Annotated in this window: 21 protein-coding genes; 12 read left to right on the top strand and 9 right to left on the bottom strand. The window is 59.9% G+C overall.

What is annotated here, in order from left to right:
• Positions 1-55 precede the first annotated feature (55 nt).
• Positions 56-973, top strand: a complete 918-nt coding sequence (locus tag HED64_RS11745; RefSeq protein ID WP_168152193.1) for a LysR family transcriptional regulator — start codon at positions 56-58, stop codon at positions 971-973.
• Between the two features lie 11 nt (positions 974-984).
• Here HED64_RS11745 and HED64_RS11750 read toward each other — a convergent pair whose 3' ends face one another.
• The 3 genes from HED64_RS11750 to HED64_RS11760 form a co-directional block, all read right to left on the bottom strand.
• Positions 985-2,232 (bottom strand): NAD(P)/FAD-dependent oxidoreductase, encoded by a 1,248-nt coding sequence (locus HED64_RS11750; protein WP_168152194.1) that lies wholly within the window; start codon positions 2,230-2,232, stop codon positions 985-987.
• Positions 2,233-2,237: 5 nt separating this feature from the next.
• Positions 2,238-2,561 carry a 2Fe-2S iron-sulfur cluster-binding protein gene (locus HED64_RS11755; RefSeq protein WP_168152195.1) on the bottom strand — a complete coding sequence of 108 codons (324 nt, stop codon included), beginning with the start codon at positions 2,559-2,561 and terminating at the stop codon, positions 2,238-2,240.
• Between the two features lie 69 nt (positions 2,562-2,630).
• Positions 2,631-3,923, bottom strand: a complete 1,293-nt coding sequence (locus HED64_RS11760) for a cytochrome P450 (protein WP_168152196.1) — start codon at positions 3,921-3,923, stop codon at positions 2,631-2,633.
• A 115-nt stretch (positions 3,924-4,038) separates the two neighbouring features.
• Here HED64_RS11760 and HED64_RS11765 point away from each other — a divergent pair, with 115 nt between their 5' ends.
• Positions 4,039-4,950, top strand: a complete 912-nt coding sequence (locus tag HED64_RS11765; RefSeq protein WP_245325947.1) for a LysR substrate-binding domain-containing protein — start codon at positions 4,039-4,041, stop codon at positions 4,948-4,950.
• A gap of 212 nt (positions 4,951-5,162) precedes the next feature.
• Positions 5,163-5,519, top strand: coding sequence for a VOC family protein (locus HED64_RS11770; RefSeq protein WP_168152197.1), 357 nt, complete (start codon positions 5,163-5,165; stop codon positions 5,517-5,519).
• A gap of 45 nt (positions 5,520-5,564) precedes the next feature.
• Here HED64_RS11770 and HED64_RS11775 read toward each other — a convergent pair whose 3' ends face one another.
• Together HED64_RS11775 and HED64_RS11780 are read right to left on the bottom strand one after the other, a co-directional pair.
• Positions 5,565-6,272 carry a response regulator gene (locus tag HED64_RS11775; RefSeq protein WP_168152198.1) on the bottom strand — a complete coding sequence of 236 codons (708 nt, stop codon included), beginning with the start codon at positions 6,270-6,272 and terminating at the stop codon, positions 5,565-5,567.
• Positions 6,269-7,624, bottom strand: a complete 1,356-nt coding sequence (locus HED64_RS11780) for a sensor histidine kinase (RefSeq protein WP_168152199.1) — start codon at positions 7,622-7,624, stop codon at positions 6,269-6,271. Before HED64_RS11780 ends, HED64_RS11775 begins: the two co-directional genes overlap by 4 nt.
• Positions 7,625-7,867: 243 nt before the next feature.
• Here HED64_RS11780 and HED64_RS11785 point away from each other — a divergent pair, with 243 nt between their 5' ends.
• The 6 genes from HED64_RS11785 to HED64_RS11810 all read left to right on the top strand — a co-directional run bounded on the left by HED64_RS11785 (position 7,868) and on the right by HED64_RS11810 (position 13,012).
• Positions 7,868-8,671, top strand: coding sequence for a GAP family protein (locus HED64_RS11785; protein WP_168152200.1), 804 nt, complete (start codon positions 7,868-7,870; stop codon positions 8,669-8,671).
• A 146-nt stretch (positions 8,672-8,817) separates the two neighbouring features.
• Entirely contained in the window at positions 8,818-9,339 is a 522-nt protein-coding gene (locus HED64_RS11790) for a hypothetical protein (protein WP_168152201.1), read from the top strand.
• 81 nt (positions 9,340-9,420) lie between these two features.
• A complete protein-coding gene (locus HED64_RS11795; protein ID WP_132362061.1) occupies positions 9,421-10,260 on the top strand; it encodes an exodeoxyribonuclease III in 840 nt (279 codons plus the stop codon).
• Between the two features lie 16 nt (positions 10,261-10,276).
• A complete protein-coding gene (trpS, locus tag HED64_RS11800) occupies positions 10,277-11,314 on the top strand; it encodes a tryptophan--tRNA ligase (RefSeq protein ID WP_168152202.1) in 1,038 nt (345 codons plus the stop codon).
• Between the two features lie 2 nt (positions 11,315-11,316).
• The gene (locus HED64_RS11805; protein WP_168152203.1) at positions 11,317-11,874 is read left to right on the top strand and encodes a 2'-5' RNA ligase family protein; all 558 of its coding nucleotides are present in this window, start codon (positions 11,317-11,319) and stop codon (positions 11,872-11,874) included.
• Positions 11,855-13,012 (top strand): YihY/virulence factor BrkB family protein, encoded by a 1,158-nt coding sequence (locus HED64_RS11810; protein WP_168152204.1) that lies wholly within the window; start codon positions 11,855-11,857, stop codon positions 13,010-13,012. Before HED64_RS11805 ends, HED64_RS11810 begins: the two co-directional genes overlap by 20 nt.
• A 225-nt stretch (positions 13,013-13,237) precedes the next feature.
• On the opposite strand, the gene HED64_RS11815 is transcribed toward HED64_RS11810, so the two are convergent.
• The 4 genes from HED64_RS11815 to sdhC are packed head-to-tail and all read right to left on the bottom strand — an operon-like array spanning position 13,238 to position 16,691.
• Positions 13,238-14,020, bottom strand: coding sequence for a succinate dehydrogenase iron-sulfur subunit (locus tag HED64_RS11815; protein WP_168152205.1), 783 nt, complete (start codon positions 14,018-14,020; stop codon positions 13,238-13,240).
• Positions 14,020-15,807, bottom strand: coding sequence for a succinate dehydrogenase flavoprotein subunit (sdhA, locus tag HED64_RS11820; RefSeq protein ID WP_168152206.1), 1,788 nt, complete (start codon positions 15,805-15,807; stop codon positions 14,020-14,022). The genes HED64_RS11815 and sdhA overlap by 1 nt, the downstream gene beginning before the upstream one ends.
• A 53-nt stretch (positions 15,808-15,860) precedes the next feature.
• Positions 15,861-16,307, bottom strand: coding sequence for a succinate dehydrogenase hydrophobic membrane anchor subunit (locus tag HED64_RS11825; protein ID WP_132362049.1), 447 nt, complete (start codon positions 16,305-16,307; stop codon positions 15,861-15,863).
• A gap of 3 nt (positions 16,308-16,310) precedes the next feature.
• Positions 16,311-16,691 (bottom strand): succinate dehydrogenase, cytochrome b556 subunit, encoded by a 381-nt coding sequence (gene sdhC / locus HED64_RS11830; protein WP_255557286.1) that lies wholly within the window; start codon positions 16,689-16,691, stop codon positions 16,311-16,313.
• Between the two features lie 265 nt (positions 16,692-16,956).
• Here sdhC and HED64_RS11835 point away from each other — a divergent pair, with 265 nt between their 5' ends.
• The 3 genes from HED64_RS11835 (at position 16,957) to HED64_RS11845 (ending at position 22,024) form a co-directional block, all read left to right on the top strand.
• The gene (locus HED64_RS11835) at positions 16,957-18,069 is read left to right on the top strand and encodes a mannose-1-phosphate guanylyltransferase (RefSeq protein ID WP_168152207.1); all 1,113 of its coding nucleotides are present in this window, start codon (positions 16,957-16,959) and stop codon (positions 18,067-18,069) included.
• A 254-nt stretch (positions 18,070-18,323) separates the two neighbouring features.
• Entirely contained in the window at positions 18,324-20,525 is a 2,202-nt protein-coding gene (betT, locus tag HED64_RS11840; RefSeq protein WP_210149612.1) for a choline BCCT transporter BetT, read from the top strand.
• The gene (locus tag HED64_RS11845; protein WP_168152208.1) at positions 20,522-22,024 is read left to right on the top strand and encodes an aldehyde dehydrogenase family protein; all 1,503 of its coding nucleotides are present in this window, start codon (positions 20,522-20,524) and stop codon (positions 22,022-22,024) included. The genes betT and HED64_RS11845 overlap by 4 nt, the downstream gene beginning before the upstream one ends.

Genomic DNA, 22,024 nt, shown 5'->3' on the forward strand with positions numbered 1-22,024 from the left:
ACATAGATTGAGTAAACTTCAAATAGGTGTACAACATTTTTGATTGGACTGAAGAATGGCACGATTCTCCCTGCGCCAACTTGAACTGCTGGCCGAACTCCCACGGCATTCAACCCTTGGGTCAGCGGCCGCGGAACTAAACATCTCCGAATCCGCACTGTCCCAAGCGATAACCTCCGTCGAAAGGATCGCCGGAGAACAGCTATGTGTGCGCCGCAAAGCGCACGGAGTACGGATGACCCCGGCGGGACAGTACTTCGCTGCCAAGGCGGCACGCATCGTGGCCGACGCCGACGAGCTGGGAGATTCCTTTCCCCGCTCAGATGGTTCGTTGCGAGGTCCGGTGTCGATGGGCTGCTTCGCGTCCTTCGCCAGCCACGTGGTGCCCTCGATTCTCGAAGGCTTTCGCGCCGTCCAGCCGGGGATTGATGTCAGCGTGAGTGTTGGCACTCACGATGATCTGCTTCCGGCCCTTGATAGTGGGGAACTGGACTTCGCCCTGGTCTACGATCTTTTGCTGCCCAGTGGTTTCACCAAACACACGCTCTATCAGACGAAGCTCGAGGTGGTGTTGCACCCCGAGCACCCGCTTGCTGCCCAAGACTCGATTACGCTGGCCGAACTGGAGAGCGAACCATTGGTGAACTATGAATCCGAACCCAGTACCGAAAACACCCGCAGACTTTTTGCCGAGGCCGAGCTGAATCCCACTATTGCCTATTCGCTGCCACAGGTAGTGCTGGTCAACGCCATGATTGGTCGTGGGTTGGGCTACGGGCTGCTCTATGCTCGGCCCAACAATCCACCGCACACCCTGGACGGACTGCCCGTGGCCATTAGGCAACTTACGCCACCGAACAGTCCCACCTCGGTGGTGGCGATCTGGCCACGGACCTCCACGCTCGGGCCGCGGGCAGCGGCGTTGCTGGAACACGGAAAATTGGCGATGGATGCTGCCTGGAGCCGCAACTAAATACCCGCGACTCACGAGGGGACCGGAATCAGGGTCTTGGCCAGAGCCTTAAGGCTAAATGAGGGGTGGGTCAAGGTGGCTGGATCCACGGAAATGTTCTGTCCCACGAGCTTGCGGGCAGCGATGTGATCGGCGGGCGAGTTCACCGACTCCACGGCCGCCAACGCTCCGTTGCGCAGCAGCGCGATGGAGAATTTGCCACTGCTGGGATCGCCTAGGATCACCGGTTCATCCGTCGGCTCCGAAATCCCGGCGATTTGCAGCCGTAGTGCCCCTTGGGTGCTCCAAAACCACGGGAGTTGAGCGTAACTGCTGTTCTCACCCATGATGCTGCGGGCCGCATGGCGTCCCTGATCGGTGGCGTTCTGCACCGATTCAAGCCGGGTCCTTGTACCGGTGTGCACATTGGGGAACGAGGCGCAGTCACCAACGGCCAACACTCCTGGAACCGAAGTACGAAGCGCTGCGTCCACCAAGACCCCGTTGTCCGTGGCCACCCCGGCCGCCTGCGGCACCTCGGTGCGTGGAAGAACTCCCACGCCATAGAGGACAAGGTCCGCCGGATACCGACGGCCGGTGGTGGAGATGACCACCAGTCCCGCCTCATCACGTTCAATGGAGGCTACCCCCTCGTTCAAACGCAGATCGATTCCATCGGTACGGTGTCGCTCGGCGAACCACTGGGAGGCCGTCGCCGACAGGGCCCTGCCCATGGGGCGGGAAGCAAATTCCAGCACCGTTACCTCGAGCCCGCGGGCGTGGGCGGCGGCGGCAAACTCTAGGCCAATAAAGCCGGCCCCGATGACAACAACCCTTTGAGCCGTTGCGAGAGCGCGCTGCAGGTTCAGCGCATCACGCAGTGTACGCAGAGCATGGACACCTTCGAAGGTGGCGCCCGGGCAGGACAGTGGCCGGTTCGCCGCCCCGGTGGCGAAAACCAGATGGGTGTAGTTCAGTACGGTGCCGCCATCAAGGCTCACCTTACGTGCATCTGTGTCCACCGCGACGGCGCGGCCGGAGTGCAAAGTGATGTTCTTGGATTCAAAGAAGTCGGGCCCGCGCAGCGGCAGCGCGGTACCCTCGGCGGCAGCGCTCAAGTAGTCCTTGGACAGTGGAGGTCGCTGGTAGGGAACGGCAGATTCGTCATTAAGAACGGTGACGGCTCCGGGGTAGCCCTCGGCTCGCAGGGAATCGGCTACCTGGATTCCGGCCTGCCCGGCACCAATGATGACCGTGTGCTCAGCGCGTTTGGCGTCCATAGTGATTACACCTGATCCGCGGGGACATCAACAACGATATTCATCAAAGCTGGGGACATCTTGATCTGGCAGCCCAGGCGAGATGAATCGGTGCGCTCGGCGGTGGTGCAATCGAGCATCTCGTCCTCGTCGTCGCTGAGCTCGGGTAGCTGATCAGTGAACTCCGGGCGAACATAGACATGACAGGTGGCGCACATGCCCTGGCCGCCGCATTCGCCGACAATTCCGTCCACGGAGTTGGTGACTGCTGCGCGCATGAGGGAGGTACCTTCGGCGACGGTGATTTCGGTGGTTGCACCGCTGGACTGGGCAAAGGTGATGGTGGGCATGAGGAACAACGCTCCTGAAGTATGGGGAGAAATTCGAGTGGGAAGAATTGCTGGGCGTGGAGGGACGGACTATCCCCAGGTCACGGGCATTTTGGTCAGACCGCGGAAGACCCAACCGGCGTCGATACTTTGACTGGAGGGGTCGAGGCGAAGGTCGGGGATTCGCTCAAAGAGCGCTGGCATGGCGATCTGGGCGACCTGTGCCCGGGCGATCCACGTGCCGGCGCAGAAGTGCACTCCGCCGCCAAAACCAAGATGTGGCTTCTTGGGACGGAAAATGTTGAACGATTCCGGATCCTCGAAGATCCTGGGATCCCGGTTCGCCGCACCCAACACCACGCCTAGCCGGGAGCCCTTGGGAAGATGCACTCCCTCGAGCACCACATCCGCGGTGGTTTCGCGGGGGTACATGCCGATGGGTGCTACCCAGCGCACCGACTCTTCGAAGGCCACAGCATGCAGCTTGGGGTCGCTCTTGACGGCGGCCAGTTGCTCGGGGTGATTCAGTAGTGCCCAGACGGTGGTGGCCAGCACGTCGCGTGGCTCGTTCAGCCCACCGCCGATGGTCATCTTCAGGTTGGCTCGGATCGCCTCCAGGGGGATAGGTAAGGAAGCGAGGCCAGAGAGCAATGAATGGTCAGGGTTAGCAGCTAGGTAGGGGAGCATCTCGTCGATGGCCGCGTTGACCTCTTCCGATGCGGCGGCGGACTTGGCCCAGACCTCGGGGTCATCGGCATAGTTTCCCGTTCCATCGATCATGCTCTGGCTCCAGCGCTGCAGGTCCTCTTGCGTTGCGTTGTGGAAACCGCAAATCAGTCGCAGGTTCTCCGCCGTGTATGGAGCCGCGTAGTCCCAGACGAAGTCGGCTCCTGGTCCCTTGGCGATCAGGGCGTCCAAGGATTTGGCGTGGTTGGACGCGAAGATCTGGTTCCAGTGCTTTTTGATGGTGCCAGGGCGCAGCGTCGAACCGTAGGAGTCGCGATCCACCTGATGCTTTGGATTGTCCTTGCGCAGCATCGAATGCCCCATGGCACGTTTCATCAGCGAATTGTTTTCATCGGCAGAGAACCGCGCTTCATCCTGCTCGATCTCGTGGCAGGCAGCGTAGGAGGTCACCATGTACCTATTAACCGCAGGAACCCAGTGCACGGGCGATTCGGCACGCATTCGCTGGTAGATGGGGAAAGGATCGTTATAAAGGTCAGGGATGGTCACCCATCCGGCCACGGGTGCTTCGGCAAAGGTACCGGGTGACGCGGAAATAGGCGGGGCCGCTACCGGTTCAGCTGGTGGGTCCGTTTCCGCTGGGCCAGTGGCACCGGAGAAGGGGCAAACGCCGGTCGGGGCATTGGATGTACTCATGGTGATCGGACTCCTGCGAGATATGGTCGGCTTCTTGACCTCTAGTGTGAGCTGTCGCATAACATCGGGTAAAGTACGAGTTTCAGTGAAGTATCCACGGTTTTAGTGAGGTGTTATGGCGCGCTATACGTTGCGGCAATTGGAGTGTTTTATTGCTGTGGGGGAGCACGGTTCCATCGCCGGCGCCGCGGAAGCCATGTTGCTCTCGCCCTCGGCCATCACCGGAGCACTGAATGAACTCGAACGTGCCTTCAATTCTCAACTGACGATTCGTCGCAAAGCCCATGGGGTTCTCCTGACACCCTCGGGTCAGTATGTACTTTCTCAGGCACGGGGATTGTTACATGCAGCAACGGACCTAGAAGTGATGGCCGGCGAAGCCGGGAACACCTTACGCGGCAAGCTATCCATCGGGTGCTACTCGTCCTTGGCGCCCACCATACTGACCGAGCTCATGGCCGAGTACGGTAGCCGCCATCCGGAGGTGGAACTCGACTTCTTCGCCGGAACGCAGCAAGAGATCCACGAGAAATTGATGTCCGGGGAGCTGGATCTGGCCATTGCCTATGAATTTACTGTTCCACAGGGGTTGAACCGCACACGTTTACGCGAAGCGGTGCCGAGCGTCGTGCTGCCAGCTGACCATCGACTAGCAGCCCAAGAACGGATTGCGCTCGCCGAGCTTGTTGGCGAGCCGATGATCCTGCTGGATGTGAATCCGAGCCGAGAGAACACCGAGATGATGTTCTCGGCAGCTGGTCTGACACCCGTGATTCGATACCGTACTACCGACTTTGAAGTGACCCGTTCGATGGTTGCTCGCGGCATGGGATACGCCATCTTAGTCCAGCGTCCAGCGTCCGACTTCTCCTACGAGGGCCTGCCACTTGCTGTCCGCCCGATCCATCCGGCCACCCGCAATGTGCCGATTTCCATGATTTGGCAGGCGAGCGTCAAGCTCTCAAAAAGTGCCGAAGCCATGCTTGATCTTGCCTTGGAGCTACATCGACCGTCTCCGAATCGCTAGGGGTAGATAGCTGGCGAATACAAACGGCTCAGTTCCAGTTCGACGGAGTAGACCACCTTCGATAACGGCGCCCGTCGAAGGATCACGCACGAGAATGAACGCCACCGCGAGACCAGTTTTTCGAAGGTAGCTCTGGCTGCTTAGTAACAACCGGTGCATACTAATGGGGCAAGAAATCTCCCATAATGTAGGCAACTGAAGGGCGTGCGGACATGGTTGGTTCATGGCAAGCGTTGGTGATTGACTGCGAAAATCCGGATTCCTTGGCAGCGTTTTATGAAGAGCTGCTGGGCATGGTTCGTGTTGAAAACGAGGACGACTGGGTTGGCATTGGCGACGCCCCGGATCGACCAGCAATCGCCTTTCAGCGGGTGGATCCCTATGTAGCTCCGGAATGGCCAGGGCATGTGCATCCTCAACAAGCGCACATTGACGTTCGAGTTAAAGACCTTGATATTGCCGAGTCTCAGGTCCTGTCCATGGGTGCGACATCCATGGCTTCGGGCTCCAAGAGCTTTCGGGTGTTCCTCGATCCACAGAAACACCCCTTTTGTCTGGTGAGCTGGTAACCGGCCAAAACACGGTTCGACACGAATCTGTGATGCAAAATTGCCTCAGTCGTTTTCGAACGTGACGTGTGCGATCAGCGCAGCCTGCACCCGAGAAGAAACACCGAGCTTGCTCATGACTCGCGACACGTGGGTCTTCACCGTGGTCTCACTGATTCCCAGGCTCCGTCCGATCGCATAATTGGTGCAACCCGTTCGAAGTTCCTTGAGGACATCCAATTCACGGCCGGTCAGTAGTTCGCGTGGATCGCAATCTGCAGTGCTCTGTGGAGCCGAGGTTTTTGCGTCGAGTGCGGCCCTGACAATGGTGGCAGTGACTTCCGGCGCCAGTACTTGGTCTCCCTCGAGAACTGCATGCATGGCCGCGATAATATCGCGTGGGGCTGCACTCTTCAGCAGGAACCCATTAGCTCCCGCTGACAAAGCGCCGAATAGGTAGTCGTCGTGATCGAAGGTCGTTAATACCAAGACCTTTGAGATTGCTTGGGCCGAAATAAGCCTTGTGGCCTCAATCCCATCCATGATGGGCATCCGCAGATCCATCAGGATGATGTCGGGGCGCACGGCAGTTGCCAGGGTAACCGCATTTACTCCGTTGTTCGCTTCGCCAGCCACTTCGAACCCAGCCGCCGATTCCACTACCATACGCATGCCTAAACGGATGGCTTCATGGTCATCCACTAGCAGGACTCTGATGGTTTGCTCCCGCACCCCTGGGGCATGAGTGCACTGCTCGTCTGTCTCATCGGTCATTGTGGGGCCTTTCGACGTGCGAGAGGGAGGCCCTTGTTGTTTTCGGCCACTGAATCGGACGCATCCGTGGATAATCCGCCCTGTATCGGCAGTTGCACGCAAAGAGTGAACCTGTTGTTTTCCGTTGCGGAGTCAAAGAATCCCCCCATTTCGGTGGCGCGTGCGCGCATGCTTCGCAGGCCGGTGCCCGTGCCCTGCATTGTCCGAGAACCATCGTGGGTGTCCTTTACCGTGTTGCTCGCCGTGAAGTGCACGGAGTCATCGAGGCGAGCCAACTCCATGGTCAGTTCCCCGTCGGGTGCATGTTTTGAAAAGTTGATGAGGACCTCGTTGATGCTCAGATACAGCGTTGCCTGAACTAGTGCATGGGCAATCACATCGCGTGGTGCAAGGTGATTGTTATAGGTGATGTTGAGGCCGGTGCCGCTGTAGGTCTGGATAAGTGCTGGCACATCTGCAAGGGTTCCGGCCGGCTCCAGCGGAACTCCGTCATGGAGTAAACGAATCATCGTCCTGAGTTCTTCGATTCCCTGCACGCTCTGCGCGCGGATCTGTTCCATGGCTCGATCGTTGAGCGCCGTATTCTGCGGAGCATTTAATGCCGCGCCACTTTGCAGAGCGATGGCGGAGAGCCTGGCCGACAAAACATCATGAACTTCGCGGGCCATAACGCTTCGTTCCAGAGTCATCAACCGCTCGTGTTCGGCATCTTGGGCCGCCGCACGTGCTGCCGCTGCCTCGGTGACTGCCGCAGCGGTTTTGGCCTCGCTGGATGCGAGCTCACGTGCATGGCGAACATTTGCTGCCCATTGAGCGGGCATGACCAGAGTGAGGGTTGCGGCCAAGCCAAGAGTCACACTGATACCCGCTGACCCGGTGACAAAGTACATCCCCACGGCCAGCAACAGCGTCAGCACCAAGGCTCCATGTTCGGTGAGCTTTGACGTTCTTTGACCACCCAGTAAAACGAGCGTGAAAATGCACTCAAAAATCAGGAAGAAACCACCGGTGCTTCCGATCAGCAACAACACAATGCCAGTGAAAGCCATGACGGCAGCGCACGTGGGCGCATGCCATCTCCGAAGGATGATGGCGAGGCAACCAACGCCGAGTACTACTGGCCACCATCCGCCAAAGATACTGAATCCCCACAGGGCGTCGTTGCTCATCGACAGTGCATGGAGCAACCACGTAATGCCAACGTAGACCAACGCCGGTCCGAGATCCTCGTAACGCATCAAGTGGAAAAGCCGTGGCCGGCCCTTCGCTGGGGTGTATGTATCGGCTGGCACCCCTTCATCGTCGTACGTCAGCGCGTATTTACCAAGGACTATTCTGGCCCTGTTGTTCATGGGTTGCCACAGAGTGGAGTCTTATGGTGGCTCGGTGATGCTGTCCGCAGGCCCAGCAAGTACCGCATATCAGCCGTGGATCCAGCCATCGTGAGGCCCAGATATCTCACGTTTCCTTGATCGCGGCTGCCCAGAATTGAACGGTCCATCCTACGAAGGTATGACACCAGATGAGTCGAACGCAGGACGCTGTCTTGTCGCATCGCGGTGGATGCTTGAGTCATGATGCTAGGAACCGTTGGATTGTTTGCTTCCCTAAGCGTGCTCGCCCTGATCGATGCCACCAGCATTGGAACTCTGGTGATCCCTCTCTGGCTGGTCCTGCGCGCCAGGAAGCGCGGCGATCTACGTGCCGCCGTGCTTTATTTATGTGTCATAGGTGCCTTCTATCTCGCCATCGGGCTGGCACTGCTGCGTGGCGTACATTTCTTAGAAGACGTCATCACCGGGTCCTTGGCGCAGTCGCCGGTGATCCGTTGGATGATGCTGGTGCTCGGGGGAGTCATGCTCATCTGGGCGATCTGTAAAAACCCTCGGAAGCAGGATCAGGGGGCGCAGGGCATCATGGCGCCCACGAGCGGGCGGGTCGCATCATCAGGTTCCACGCTGGCAAGCGAGCCTCACGGCAGTGCCGCCACGGAGTTTCCGAAAGCTGAAGGACGATGGGCGTGGCGAATCGATACGGCACTCGGTAGTACGTGGGGAATTGTTGGACTGGGAATCACCGCAGGTCTCTTGGAACTGCCCACCATGCTGCCGTACCTCGGCGCCATGGGCCTCCTGGCTCAGAGCTCGTACGGCTTAGCAGCCCAAGCCGGGCTATTGACCGCCTACTGCCTGGTGATGCTCATTCCTGGGTTCCTTGCCATTGGTGTACGGGCCGCCGCCGGTGAGCGCCTACAAGGACCATTGGACAGGCTGTCGTCGTGGCTTACTCGCGCCTCGGGCGAGACGCTGCTTTGGGTTGTGGGAATCGTGGGCTTCCTGATGGCACGCTCTTCGCTAGGATTTCTGTTTCCGGCGGCGGCGTGGAACCCGTTCAAATAGTGACCGGCGGTGAAAGGAACGAACGTCCCTTTCGCCGGCTGTTCGCTGCTCATTATTCTCACGGTGGGCCGCGCGGCAATTAAGCTAACAATCGCAATTCTTACGCGAATTCGGTCCAGCCCGCGAGCATTTGAGAGAATGGATTCATGGAACCCCTTGGTAGTAGCTCGGCCCCCGCGCAGGGCAAAAAAATCACCCTCAACGCATCGACGCTTTCGCTGGCCGTCATGGTCACGATCTTCTTAGTTGCTGTGGTCTTCGCCGCGAACCAAAACGACGTTATTGGTTGGCTCGTCGTGGTGATTTCCCTGGGCTGGCTCTTGCTTTCTGCCTTCTTGGTCTTTGGTCTAAAGCGTGGCGCAGCAAAAATGACGACCCAGCTCAAGGCCGCCACCGCTGCAGCCGCATCCCGCGGACAGGGTGGTGCCACCAGCCCCGTCACGGTTGACGAGGCAACACGCAACCGCGATCTGAAACTCGACCACTCGTTCAAGATCATTCAGGTGCAGACCAAGGTTGTGAATGAGTACCGCGTGCAAGAAGGTGCCGAGGCAGCAGGCATGGTGGACCGCGCCCTGGAGACCATTGAGATCACTGCCTCCAACGCCCGCGACATGATGAAGCCATCGGGTCGCAGCGAGCCAATGACTGGCGAAGTTATCGACTAGTTCGGCACCGTTTCGTCACTCTGGCGACACCCCGGCAACGTAGCCGTGAAGCCTTAGACAACTATCTGTAAGGTTGATGGCGTGATACCTACCTCAGAAGAGATCCTGGCCAAGTCCGACGGTTCGCTACGAATCGCCTCGGTTAACGTCAACGGGGTCCGTGCGGCCTACAAGCGCGGCATGGCCGACTGGATTGCGGCACGTGATGTTGACGTTCTTTGCCTCCAGGAAGTCCGGGCACCGGATGCGATCCTGCGCGAGCTCATCGGCGACGGCTGGCACATTCTTCATGCCGAGGCCAGCGACAAGGGCCGCGCCGGTGTTGCGGTGCTTTCCCGCGTGGAACCAGTGGCCACTCGAAGCCATATTGGGGACGAGTACTTCGAAACCACTGGTCGTTGGGTTGAAGCCGACTTCGCGCTAGCCGATGGCAAGATCTTGACCGTCGTGAGCGCCTACGTGCACTCCGGCGAGGTAGATACCCCCAAACAGGTGGACAAGTTCCGCTTCCTTGACCGTATGATCGAGCACCTGCCAGCGTTGAAGTCCGAAAAGGACTACGTGCTGGTGGTTGGTGACTTGAACGTCGGTCATAAGACCCTAGACATCAAGAACTGGAAGGGCAACGTTAAGCGCTCGGGTTTCTTGCCCGAGGAACGTGCCTACTTCGACCGCTTCTTCGGTGATGAAATTGGATACAAGGACGTTGCCCGTGAGCTGGCCGGCGAAGTTGACGGTCCGTTTACCTGGTGGTCGTGGCGGGGCCAGGCCTTCGTTAACGACACCGGATGGCGCATCGATTACCACATGGCTACCCCGGAACTCGCTGCTCTCGCGACTAAATCCGTCGTTGACCGCGCATCAAGCTACGACGTGCGCTTCTCCGACCACGCACCGCTAGTCGTCGACTACCAGTTCTAAAGGACTTTTCTCCATCATGAGCGATTCCCTCGCCACCTCCGCACGTCCCCGCGTTCTTTCCGGAATGCAGCCCTCGGCAGATTCCCTGCACCTGGGCAACTACCTCGGCGCTCTGGTCAACTGGGTCAAGGCCCAGGATAACTTTGAGGCGTTTTTCTTCATCCCCGATATGCACGCCATCACGGTCCCGCAGGATCCGGTTGAACTTCGCAAGCGCACTCGCGTCACGGCGGCGCAATACATCGCCGGTGGCATCAACCTAGAAAAGTCAACGCTCTTCGTCCAGTCGCAGGTTCCCGAACACGCGCAGCTGGCCTGGGTATTAAACTGCTTGACCGGCTTTGGTGAGGCCAGCCGCATGACGCAGTTCAAGGACAAAAGCTCAAAGGGCGGAGCGGATGTCTCCAGCGTTGGTCTGTTCACCTACCCGGTCCTCATGGCTGCCGATATCCTGCTCTACCAGCCCCAGGGCGTTCCGGTGGGCGATGACCAGCGCCAGCATGTTGAACTGGCCCGCGATTTGGCCAACCGCTTCAACCATCGATTCGGTGAGACGTTTGTGGTGCCCGAGGCCTTCATCCAGAAGGAGGGTGCCCGGATCTACGACCTGCAAAACCCCACCTCCAAGATGTCCAAGTCTGCTTCGAGCCCCAACGGTCTGATCAACATCCTCGATGACCCCAAGATCGTCGCTAAGCGCATCAAGTCGGCCGTCACCGACGCCGACACCGTGGTGGCCCACGATCGGGCCAACAAGCCCGGGGTGACGAACCTGCTCGAAATCCTCTCTGCCGTTTCCGGGACTCCAATCCCGACGCTGGTTAACGAATTTGAAGGCAAAATGTACGGACACCTCAAGGTGGCCGTCGCGGATGCCGTCGTGGAGGCACTGACTCCGGTCCGTACTCGCACCTTGGAACTGCTAGAAGACCCGGCCGAACTGGACTCGATCCTGGCTGCCGGTGCCCAAAAGGCTCGAGAGGTCGCTTCAAAGACCTTGGCCGATGTTTATGAGCGTGTTGGCTTCATGGCTCCCTTGGGCGGGATCCGCTAACCATGGGCACCGAGGCAGGGCAACAGACTCCCAGCGACGCCGCATCAGCGACGGCGCTGGGGGTCGTCATCGAGATCCCTGCCCCGCTTGAGGACTCACTGCGGAGCTGGCGCCAGCGCTACGGTGGGGAAAAATCTGCCCTCATCGCCCCGCATATCACCCTGGTCTCCGGCTACACCACCGACTGGGCTGCTGCGGTTAAGCACGTACATCGGGTAGCTGCCGAGGCCTCGAGATTTACCGTGCACCTGCACGGCACCGGGACTTTTAGGCCCATCAATCCGGTGGTGTACTTGAACGTCAAGGAAGGCGCGGAGGTATGTGAAGGGCTGCACGCGGCGCTGGTTGCCGGCCCCATTGAGCACGAGGTCAGCTATGGATACCACCCACATCTGACGATCGCCCACGAGGTCGACGAAGCGGCAATGGATCTGGCACAAGAAGAATTGAGCGACGAATCCTTGAGCTTCACCGTTGATTCCATTGGCCTCTTTGGCCTTGATGCCAGTGGTGCATGGGCACTGCGCGAGGAGCTGGGCCTTGGCGGGCCGGCGAACTAAGCAGGCCACCGAGCCCGACTGGGACGTAGCGTCGGACGGACTCGCACTCGAGGACTCCAACACCACTACTATTGACCCCGTTGCTGCCGAGCTGGGCACGCGGGCACCGGGCTTGGTGGCTCGACGATTTATTGGCGCGCCCGTGGTGGCCCCGCCATCTCCACTGGACCCTCGAGCCCTTGACTCCTTTATTCGAGTTAAGGCCCAAGAACTTTATATGGCCCGCGCCTCGGGATCTTCATGGCAGCGAATCAAGGCCTTCTTCATCCTGCTTACGGCCAAAAGCTATGCGCTGTACCCAATGCGCGTGTGGAACTTGTATGTCAGACGCCGCGGTCCGCTATTGGCGGCCGGCGGCGCTTACCGCATGTTCTTCTCCATTGCCGCGATGTTGGTCGCGGGCTTTTCTCTCTTGGGCATCTTTGCCGCGGACAACCCGGTGCTGCGCGATGGCATCATCAACATGGTCGCCGCGAGTACACCGGGACTCATCAACACCGGGCACGGTGGTTTAGCTAAGCCCGAAGATCTTCTGGGGCTTGGCGGCTTTGGGCTGACCCTGATGATTTCGGTGGGAGCCTTAATCTTTACTTCGCTGGGCTGGCTGGCGGGGTTGCGCGAGGGCATTCGCACCATTTTCGGATTGCACCGCGACCGCTCTAACCCCGTCATCTCCAAGCTGCGTGATGCGTTGTTATTGCTGCTCTTGGCTGTGGCCCTGGTGACATCCAGTGCGTTGGCCGTCGTCTCATCCTCAATGATCGATTCACTGGGACACTTGTTGAATCTCGGTGGCTGGTGGACCAGCGCGTTGAGTCGGGTTGGTTTTATCGTGGCAATGTTTGCCTTGGACTGCGCCACCGCCTGGGTCCTGTTGCGGGTCGCCTCGCGGGCCAAGATCATTGATGGGGGACTGGTGGCCGGTGTGCTTCTGGCAGGGGCCGGGGCCACGGTACTGCGCTTCCTCTCGGCCACGCTCCTGGCCTCACTGACCAATAACGTGGTCCTGGCGCCCTTCGCGGTGATCCTAGGACTCTTTGTCTGGTTCAACCTGCTGGGCCAGACATACTTGCTTTCAGCCTCGATCGTGGCTGTGCGGTCGGCAGACGTTCAGCGACTGCGAGCCAAGCGCAACTAGGCGCGCCCATCGATCGGCGCGGCCGGTTCAGTCGTGCCCTGAGGTGGCCACTGGCGCCCTAAAGACAAGATCATTTCTGCAGCACCGCGATGCAGCGAGGTCTTTTCCACTTCCTCACCCGGTTCCCCGACCAAGTCCCCACGAAAGGGGCGGGAATACTGGTTAAAGCAGTGTGGTCCGGTTTCCCCCAAGGGAATCCGGACCACACTAGGGTCTAGTTAGAAACTAGATGGAGCGAGCCAAGATGGCCTGCTTGACCTCGGCAATTGCCTGGGTCACCTGGATGCCACGCGGGCATGCTTCGGTGCAGTTGAAGGTCGTGCGGCAGCGCCACACACCTTCCTTGTCATTGAGGATCTCCAAACGCATATCCCCTGCATCGTCGCGCGAGTCGAAGATGAAGCGGTGAGCGTTGACGATTGCTGCCGGGCCGAAGTACTGACCATCGGTCCAGAAGACCGGGCAGGAAGAGGTGCACGCGGCGCAGAGGATGCACTTGGTGGTGTCCTCGAACTTGGCGTGGTCCTCTGCCGACTGGTAGCGCTCCGCCGAAGGCTCGTGGCTCTTGTTGATCAAGAACGGCATGATCTCGCGGTAGGACTGGAAGAACGGCTCCATGTCAACGATGAGGTCCTTTTCAAGGGGCAGGCCCTTGATGGCTTCAACGGTGATCGGCTTGGAGTGATCCAGGTCCTTGAGCAGGGTCTTGCAGGCCAGACGGTTGCGACCGTTGATGCGCATGGCATCGGAGCCGCAAACGCCGTGGGCGCAAGAGCGGCGGAATGACAGCGAGCCGTCGTGGTCCCACTTGACCTTGTGCAAGGCATCGAGCACACGGTCGGTGCCGTACATGGTCAGCTCAAAGTCTTCCCAGTACGCGTCTGCGGTGGTCTCCGGCAGGTACCGGCGAACGCGCAAGGTGATGTTGAACTGCGGGATTTCTCCGCCGCCGCCAACGCCTGGCTTCAGCTCAATCTTCGATGCTGGTTCCGGAAGTTCCGTGCTCATTAGTACTTACGCTCCATCGGCTGGTAACGGGTGAAGATAACGGGCTTGGTTTCCATGCGGATACCGGAAATGCCCTCGGTGGATGCCGAATCGTCCTTGTATGACATCGAGTGCTTCATGAAGTTCTCGTCGTCGCGGTTCGGGAAATCTTCGCGGTAGTGTCCGCCGCGGGATTCCTTGCGGTACATGGCGGCCGCGGTCATGACCTCGGCCATGTCCAGCAGGAAGCCAAGTTCAATGGCTTCGAGCAGATCCAGGTTGAAGCGTTTGCCCTTGTCCTGGACGGAAACGTTCTTGTAGCGCTCGCGCAGTTCCTCAATGACCACCAGTGCACGGTCCATCGAGTCCTTGTCGCGGAACACCTGAACATTGGCGTCCATGATTTCCTGCAGTTCCTTACGCAATACTGCTACGCGCTCGGTACCCGTGGAGGAAAGCATGGCTTCGATCTGGTTGGCCGTGAAGGCTTCCGGATCTTCCGGAAGTTCTACGAACTCGGCGCCCAGTGCATACTTGGCGGCCGAGATACCTGCGCGCTTACCGAACACGTTGATGTCCAGCAGCGAGTTGGTGCCCAGACGGTTTGAACCGTGGACAGAAACGCAGGCAACCTCGCCAGCGGCGAAGAGACCCGGGATGACGGTGTCGTTGTCCTGGAGGACCTCGGCATCGATGTTCGTGGGAACGCCACCCATGACGTAGTGGGCGGTCGGGAAGACCGGAACCGGCTCCGTGTAGGGCTCGACGCCCAGGTAGGTGCGTGCGAACTCGGTGATGTCCGGGAGCTTGGCATCGATGTGAGCCGGCTCCAGGTGGGTCAGGTCGAGCAGGACGTAGTCCTTGTTCGGGCCGCAACCGCGACCTTCGCGGACCTCATTGGCCATCGACCGGGCGACGATGTCACGAGGTGCGAGGTCCTTGATGGTCGGTGCGTAGCGCTCCATGAAGCGCTCACCTTCGGAGTTACGAAGGATTGCGCCTTCGCCACGTGCAGCTTCGGAGAGCAGGATTCCCAAGCCGGCAAGACCGGTCGGGTGGAACTGCACGAATTCCATGTCTTCCAGCGGGATGCCCTTACGGAAGGCGATACCCATGCCATCACCGGTGAGGGTGTGCGCATTGGAAGTGGTCTTGAAGACCTTGCCGGCGCCGCCGGTAGCAAAGATGACGGACTTGGCCTGGAAAACGTGAAGTTCGCCGGTGGCCAGGTCGTAGGAAACAACGCCAGCAACGCGCTTCTGCTTGTAGGCGGTGCCGTCTTCGCGGAAGGCATCTTCCTCGACGGTGAGCATGTCCAGAACGTAGTACTCGTTGTAGAACTCAACGTTGTGCTTGACGCAGTTTTGGTACAGCGTCTGCAGAATCATGTGGCCGGTGCGGTCTGCTGCATAGCAGGCGCGGCGCACGGCGGCTTTGCCGTGGTCGCGGGTGTGGCCACCGAAGCGGCGCTGGTCAATCTTGCCTTCGGGGGTTCGGTTGAACGGAAGGCCCATTTTTTCCAGGTCGAGTACCGCGTCAATGGCTTCCTTCGCCATGACTTCGGCCGCGTCCTGGTCAACGAGGTAGTCGCCACCCTTGACAGTGTCAAAGGTGTGCCATTCCCAGTTGTCTTCTTCTACGTTGGCCAAAGCCGCACACATGCCACCCTGCGCTGCACCGGTGTGCGAACGAGTTGGGTAAAGCTTGGTGAGAACGGCCGTACGTGCGCGCTGGCCGGATTCGATGGCTGCGCGCATGCCTGCGCCGCCTGCTCCGACGATCACGACGTCGTACTTGTGTACCTGCATACCTGATGCTCTCTTTTCTTGAATTCGTTACTTCGGCGAACGGGTGCCGAAGATTACTGGCAGACCGGAAGGGTGCTACCGGGGATGCACGGATCGAAGGTGAAGATCACCAGGGTGCCCAGGACCACAATGACGATGGTGGCAACGTAGAGGATGCCCTTGAGCCACGTGCGAGTGGCAGGCTTCTCGGCGTAATCATTGATGATGGTGCGAACACCATTGGTGCCGTGGAGCATAGCGAGCCAAAGCATCGCCAGGTCCCAGAACTGCCATACCGGATCGGCCCACTTGCCAGCTACAAAGCCAAAGTCGATGGCGTTAATACCGTCGCCGAGCATGAGGTTGGAGAAGAGGTGCCCGAAGATCAAAATGACCAGAGCGACACCGGAGAGACGCATGAAGAGCCATGCAACCATTTCGAAGCTGCCGCGCGAGGTGCGTGCGCGGTTGTACTTCGGATCGATTCGTTGGCTGCGCGGAGCAGCAATATCTGCCGACATGGCTTAGTGACCTCCAAAGGCGAGTGACAGGTGGCGGATCGAGAATGCCAACATGGTGATGACCCACAGGGCCAAAACGCCCCAAAGCATCTGGCGGTGGTACTTTGTTCCCGACTTCCAGAAGTCAACCAGGATCAGGCGCAAGCCATTGAACGCGTGGAAGACGATGGCGGCGACCAGAGCGGTTTCGCCCAGTGCCATCAGCGGGTTCTTGTAGGTACCCATGATGGCGTCATAAGCGCCCGGGGAAACCCGGACCAATGACGTATCCAACACGTGAACCAAAAGGAATAAGAATATTACGACACCCGTTACGCGGTGTCCTACCCAAGACCACATGCCTTCATGGCCGCGGTAGAGGGTGCCTGACGAAGTCTTCGACACTGAATTAACCTCCATGACTCACAAGGGCGCATGTGTATCTTCCACACAAAAAATTGACGCCGTAGTGCGAGCGTTCCTTGCCCGATCTTAGACCACCATAGGTAGGCATGCCCATTCATTGCGGCAAGCCTGTGAGTAGGGTCACGAGATGAGGGCATTAATTGCCTAAATATCCATGAAATCAGCGAAATACAAAAGGTTTAAGTACCCTATTTTCAATGGGGCAATCGGGCATTGTTCGGTTTCATCCACTAGCCTTAGTCGGATGAACGCTGAACTCTTAGCACGATTCCACGGGGTTATCCCCGCTGGAGGTGTCGGTACTCGACTGTGGCCGCTCTCGCGTGCCGCGGCCCCCAAATTCCTTCACGACCTGACCGGCTCAGGATCGACACTGATTCGCGCCACCTACGAGCGGTTGATTCCGTTGGCGGGTGACAACATCATGGTGGTTACCGGACGGGCCCACCGTACCGCCGTGCTGGCGCAACTGCCCGAGATCAGCGAACTGAATCTGGTCTTAGAACCGGATCCCAAGGACTCAGCTGCAGCCATTGGTCTGGCCGCAGCGATTCTCTACCTGCGTGACCCCGAGACGATCATGGGATCATTTGCCGCCGACCAGGTCATCGTCCCGGTTGCCGTCTTCCAAGATGCCGTACGTGAGGCCATCCACACGGCTGCAACGGGAAAGATCGTCACCATCGGCATCCGCCCAACACTTCCGTCCACTGGCTTCGGATACATCCGAGCCGGGGAACGCCTGAACGTTTCCGGGGCCCCGACCGCACGCGATGTGGTCGAATTCGTGGAAAAGCCTGATGAGGACACAGCGCGCCGCTATTTGGCCGACGGAGGATACCTCTGGAATGCAGGCATGTTTGTTGCGCCGGTATCCCTGATGCTCAAGCACCTGGAAGCCAGCGAGCCATTGCTCTACGCGGGTGTGATGGAAATAGCTGCGGCCTGGGAATCTGGTGACCGGGTTGAGACCATCGACCGGATCTGGCCCACCTTGCCCAAAACCGCGATCGACTATGCCGTGGCCGAACCCGCAGCAGCAGCAGGGGATGTCGCGGTGATTCCCGGGGTCTTCAACTGGGACGACGTCGGAGACTTTGCGGCCATTGGCCGCCTGAACCCGGCGAGTGAGAAGACCGGTGTGACGGTGGTCGGCGCCAATGCACGTGTTTACTCGGATAACGCCACCGGTGTGGTCGTTACCGACTCCAAGCGCGTGATAGCCCTTATTGGTATCCATGACGTGGTGGTGGTTGATACTCCGGATGCGCTCTTGGTGACCACCAAGGAACACGCTCAGTCGGTTAAAAGCACGGTGGAGAAACTCAAGAAAGACGGCGCCGTCGACGTCCTATAGCTTGAGGCAGCCGGCAAATTGCGGGTCTCTCCGCGGCCCCGTACCTATTTCAGTGAAGGATCGTCCCTTGAAATTTCTGGCGCGGCGACTCCAGGATGGTGCGGGGCTTTTGTCTGCCTAAAACCCAAAACCTACCTGCTACTAACAAGTTTCCGGCGCGGTTGCAAGACCCGTGAAGATTCTCACGATAGCTCATATGGTATACGCGCCCCAGTGGGTGCGTGCGCACGAAAGGCTTGCTAGGCTCTCGAAACATGAGTGCCGTCAAAAATTCCGAAGGCCCTGTACGACCCACAGACAACACCGAAAATTCCATTCCACCGGATGCGGGCCCAAACCGCATCAATAAAGTGGTGTTCTTTGGCTCCGCCGCGGCGATCCTGAGCTTTGCGCTTTGGGCCATGCTGGACCAAAAGGGCGCCGACCGCGTCATCAGCGCGGTCGTCGGTTGGGTCGGCTCCACCTTCGGCTGGTGGTACTCGCTGGTGGTCGTGGCCGTCCTGGCCTTTGTTATAGCGATCGCCATCTCTAAGGTCGGCAAGACCAGACTGGGCCCCGACCACTCGCGGCCCACTTTCAATCTCTTTACCTGGACAGCAATGCTCTTTGCTGCGGGCATCGGTATCGACCTGATGTTCTTCTCGGTTTCCGAGCCGGTGGCCCAATACCTTGCCCCTCCCACAGGGGACGGCAGCACCGTCGAAGCTGCCCGACAGGCAATGGCCTGGACGCTGTTCCACTACGGCCTGCTCGGCTGGGGACTCTACGCCCTGATGGGGCTGGCCCTGGGCTACTTCGCCTACCGTCACAACCTGCCGCTGTCGATCCGCTCGGCGCTCTACCCCATCCTGGGCAAGCGCATCCACGGACCGCTGGGCCACGGAGTGGATATCGCCGCGGTGCTGGGCACTATCTTCGGCATCGCTACCTCACTGGGCATCGGCGTCGCCCAACTAAACTTCGGTCTGAACTTCATGTTCGGCATCGAGGAAACCCCCGCGGTGCAGATTGTGCTCATCGCCATTGCCGTGGTGATGGCCACGATCTCGGTGCTGACCGGGGTGGAAAAGGGCATCCGCCGGCTTTCCGAACTCAACGTGATCCTGTCTATCGGCCTGATGCTCTTTGTGCTCGTCGCCGGCAACACCCGTTATCTGCTTGACGGCATCATCCTGAACATCGGAGATACGCTCTCGCGCTTCCCGGGCATGGCGCTGAACACCTTCGCCTACGATCGCCCCGATGACTGGCTCAACGGCTGGACCCTGTTCTTCTGGGCTTGGTGGATCGCCTGGGCCCCGTTCGTCGGGCTCTTCCTGGCCCGCATCTCACGCGGCCGGACCATCCGCCAGTTCGTCACCGGTGTGCTTGTAGTCCCCTTCGCCTTCATCCTGTTGTGGATCTCGATCTTCGGCAACAGCGCCCTTGAATTAGTTCGCGGCGGCAATACGGCCTTCGGCGATGTCGCCATGAACCACCCCGAACAGGCGTTCTATGCCCTGCTGGCCCAATACCCGGCAGTGCCACTGATCGCGGCGATCGCCACCTTCACCGGCCTGCTGTTCTACGTCACCAGCGCCGACTCGGGCGCCCTGGTCATGGCCAACTTCACCTCACACCTCAAGGACGCAGAGTCCGACGGTCCGAAGTGGGTCCGCGTCTTCTGGTCGGTTGCCACCGGCCTACTGACGCTGTCCATGCTCTTGGTCGGCGGGGTGCCGACACTGCAGAATGCGACCGTGATCATGGGGCTGCCGTTCTCGGTGGTGTTGGTGTTCATCATGCTCGGGCTCTACAAGGCGCTGCGTGTCGAGCGTGCCCTGGCTGGCAGCTATAAGAACTCTCTGCACACCGTGCTCACCTCGCGTCCCGGTTCGACGGGCGTGGACCAGCGACGCAGTTGGCGACAGCGACTGGCCCGCACCATGTCCTACCCGGGACAGCGTCAGGCGCAGCGTTTTATGCAGGAAATTGTCCGTCCCGCCCTGGAAGAAGTGAACAACGAGTTCGCCCAATCCGGAGTCATTGGCGTGCTGGTGGACGAGCCGGTCGGCAAGCTGGGTGTCAAGTCTGTGGACCTGGTGGTGCAGCACGGCGGGGAGCGCCCCTTCAAGTACCAGGTGTATCCGGTGCAGCTCAAGGTGCCCAGCTTCGCGCGGGATTCCTCCACCGGGGAGCAGTACTACCGCATGGAGGTCTTCTCCCAGGAGGGCAGCCACGGGTACGACCTCATGGGCTGCACGCGAGAACAGATCATCTGCGATGTCCTTGACCAATACGAAATTCACCTCTCGTTCCTGCGAGAGCAAGAAAATGCCGACGGGCCCAGCCGGATCGCCGAAGCCACCATTCCCAAGACCGATTGGGATTCCGACTTTGAGAACGTGCAGGACACCGCGGCACCACAACAAACCCCCGAAAACCCCGAGACCACCAAGGAAGAAGCAACGCCATGACTAGCACCATCTACATCAACGGGGCTTGGGCCCCGGCAGCGCTCGGCGGAACCAGGGACATCACCTGCCCGGGCACCGGAGAGCACGTCGCTACCGTCTCCGAAGGCAGCGCCGCAGACTCAGAGCGCGCCATCGCAGCGGCGCGAGCCTCCTTCGACTCAGGTGTCTGGGCCTCGGTCCCCGCCCCCGAGCGCGGGAACTTCCTGCTGAAGGTCGCCGACCGGCTGCTCGAACGTCAGGAAGAATTTGCCCGCGCCGAGGCCCTTGATACCGGCAAGCGCATGTACGAGGCACGCCTAGACATCGAGGACATCGCCGCGAGCTTCAGGTACTTCGGCAAGCTTTCTGGCCAGGAATCGGGCCGGGTCGTGGACGCCGGGGACCCCAACGTGGTCTCGAAGATCGTCTACGAGCCGGTGGGCGTGGTCTCGATGATCACCCCATGGAACTACCCGTTGCTGCAGGCCGCCTGGAAGATCGCCCCCGCTCTGGCAGCCGGTTGCTCCTTCGTGCTCAAGCCCGCCGAGCTGACCCCCTCCACCGCCATCTTGATGATGGAGGTGCTCGAAGAACTTGGCCTGCCGGCTGGCGTGGCCAACCTAGTCACCGGCGCTGGGTCCGAGGTCGGCCCGCCACTGTCGACTCACCGCGACGTGGACATGGTCTCCTTCACCGGGGGACTGGTCACCGGGCGCGTTATCGCCGCCTCCGCGGCAGGCACCGTCAAGAAGGTCGCCCTGGAACTGGGCGGCAAGAACCCCAACGTGATCTTCGCCGACGCCGACTTCGACGCCGCGGTGGACAACGCCCTGAACGGCGCCTTTGTCCACTCCGGCCAGGTCTGCTCCGCCGGGGCCAGGCTGGTGGTGGAGGAATCCATTGCGGAGGCCTTCGTTGATGAACTGGTGCGACGCGCCCAGCTGATCCGCTTGGGCGGGCCCTTCGACGAAAATACCGAGAGCGGCCCGTTGATTTCCGCAGCTCATCTGGCCAAGGTCGACGCCTACGTGCAGGCCGGCATCGCCGAGGGCGCACGACTGCGCTGCGGTGGCCGCGCGGCCACCAATCAAGACGGCAAGGACCTGGAATCCGGGCACTTCTACCTGCCCACGATCCTGGATCAGGTCACAGGGGAGATGAGCGTAGCCCACGACGAGGCCTTCGGCCCGACGCTGACGGTGGAGACTTTCCGTACCGAGGACGAGGCCGTGGCCATCGGCAACGACACCGAGTACGGGCTGGCCGGGGCGCTCTGGACCCAGGACGCCGGACGCGCCCAGCGTGTTGCGGGGCGTCTGCGCCACGGCACCATCTGGATCAACGACTTCCACCCGTACCTGCCGCAGGCAGAATGGGGCGGCTTCGGCGCCTCCGGCGTGGGCCGCGAGCTGGGCCCCACGGGCCTGGCCGAATACCAGGAAGCCAAACACATCTACCAGAACCTCGACCCTCAGGTCACCGGTTGGTTTGGCGCACAGGCACAGGATACGGACAGCTAG

It is taken from the genome of Paeniglutamicibacter terrestris, from assembly GCF_012271785.1.
Classification (GTDB): domain Bacteria; phylum Actinomycetota; class Actinomycetes; order Actinomycetales; family Micrococcaceae; genus Paeniglutamicibacter; species Paeniglutamicibacter terrestris.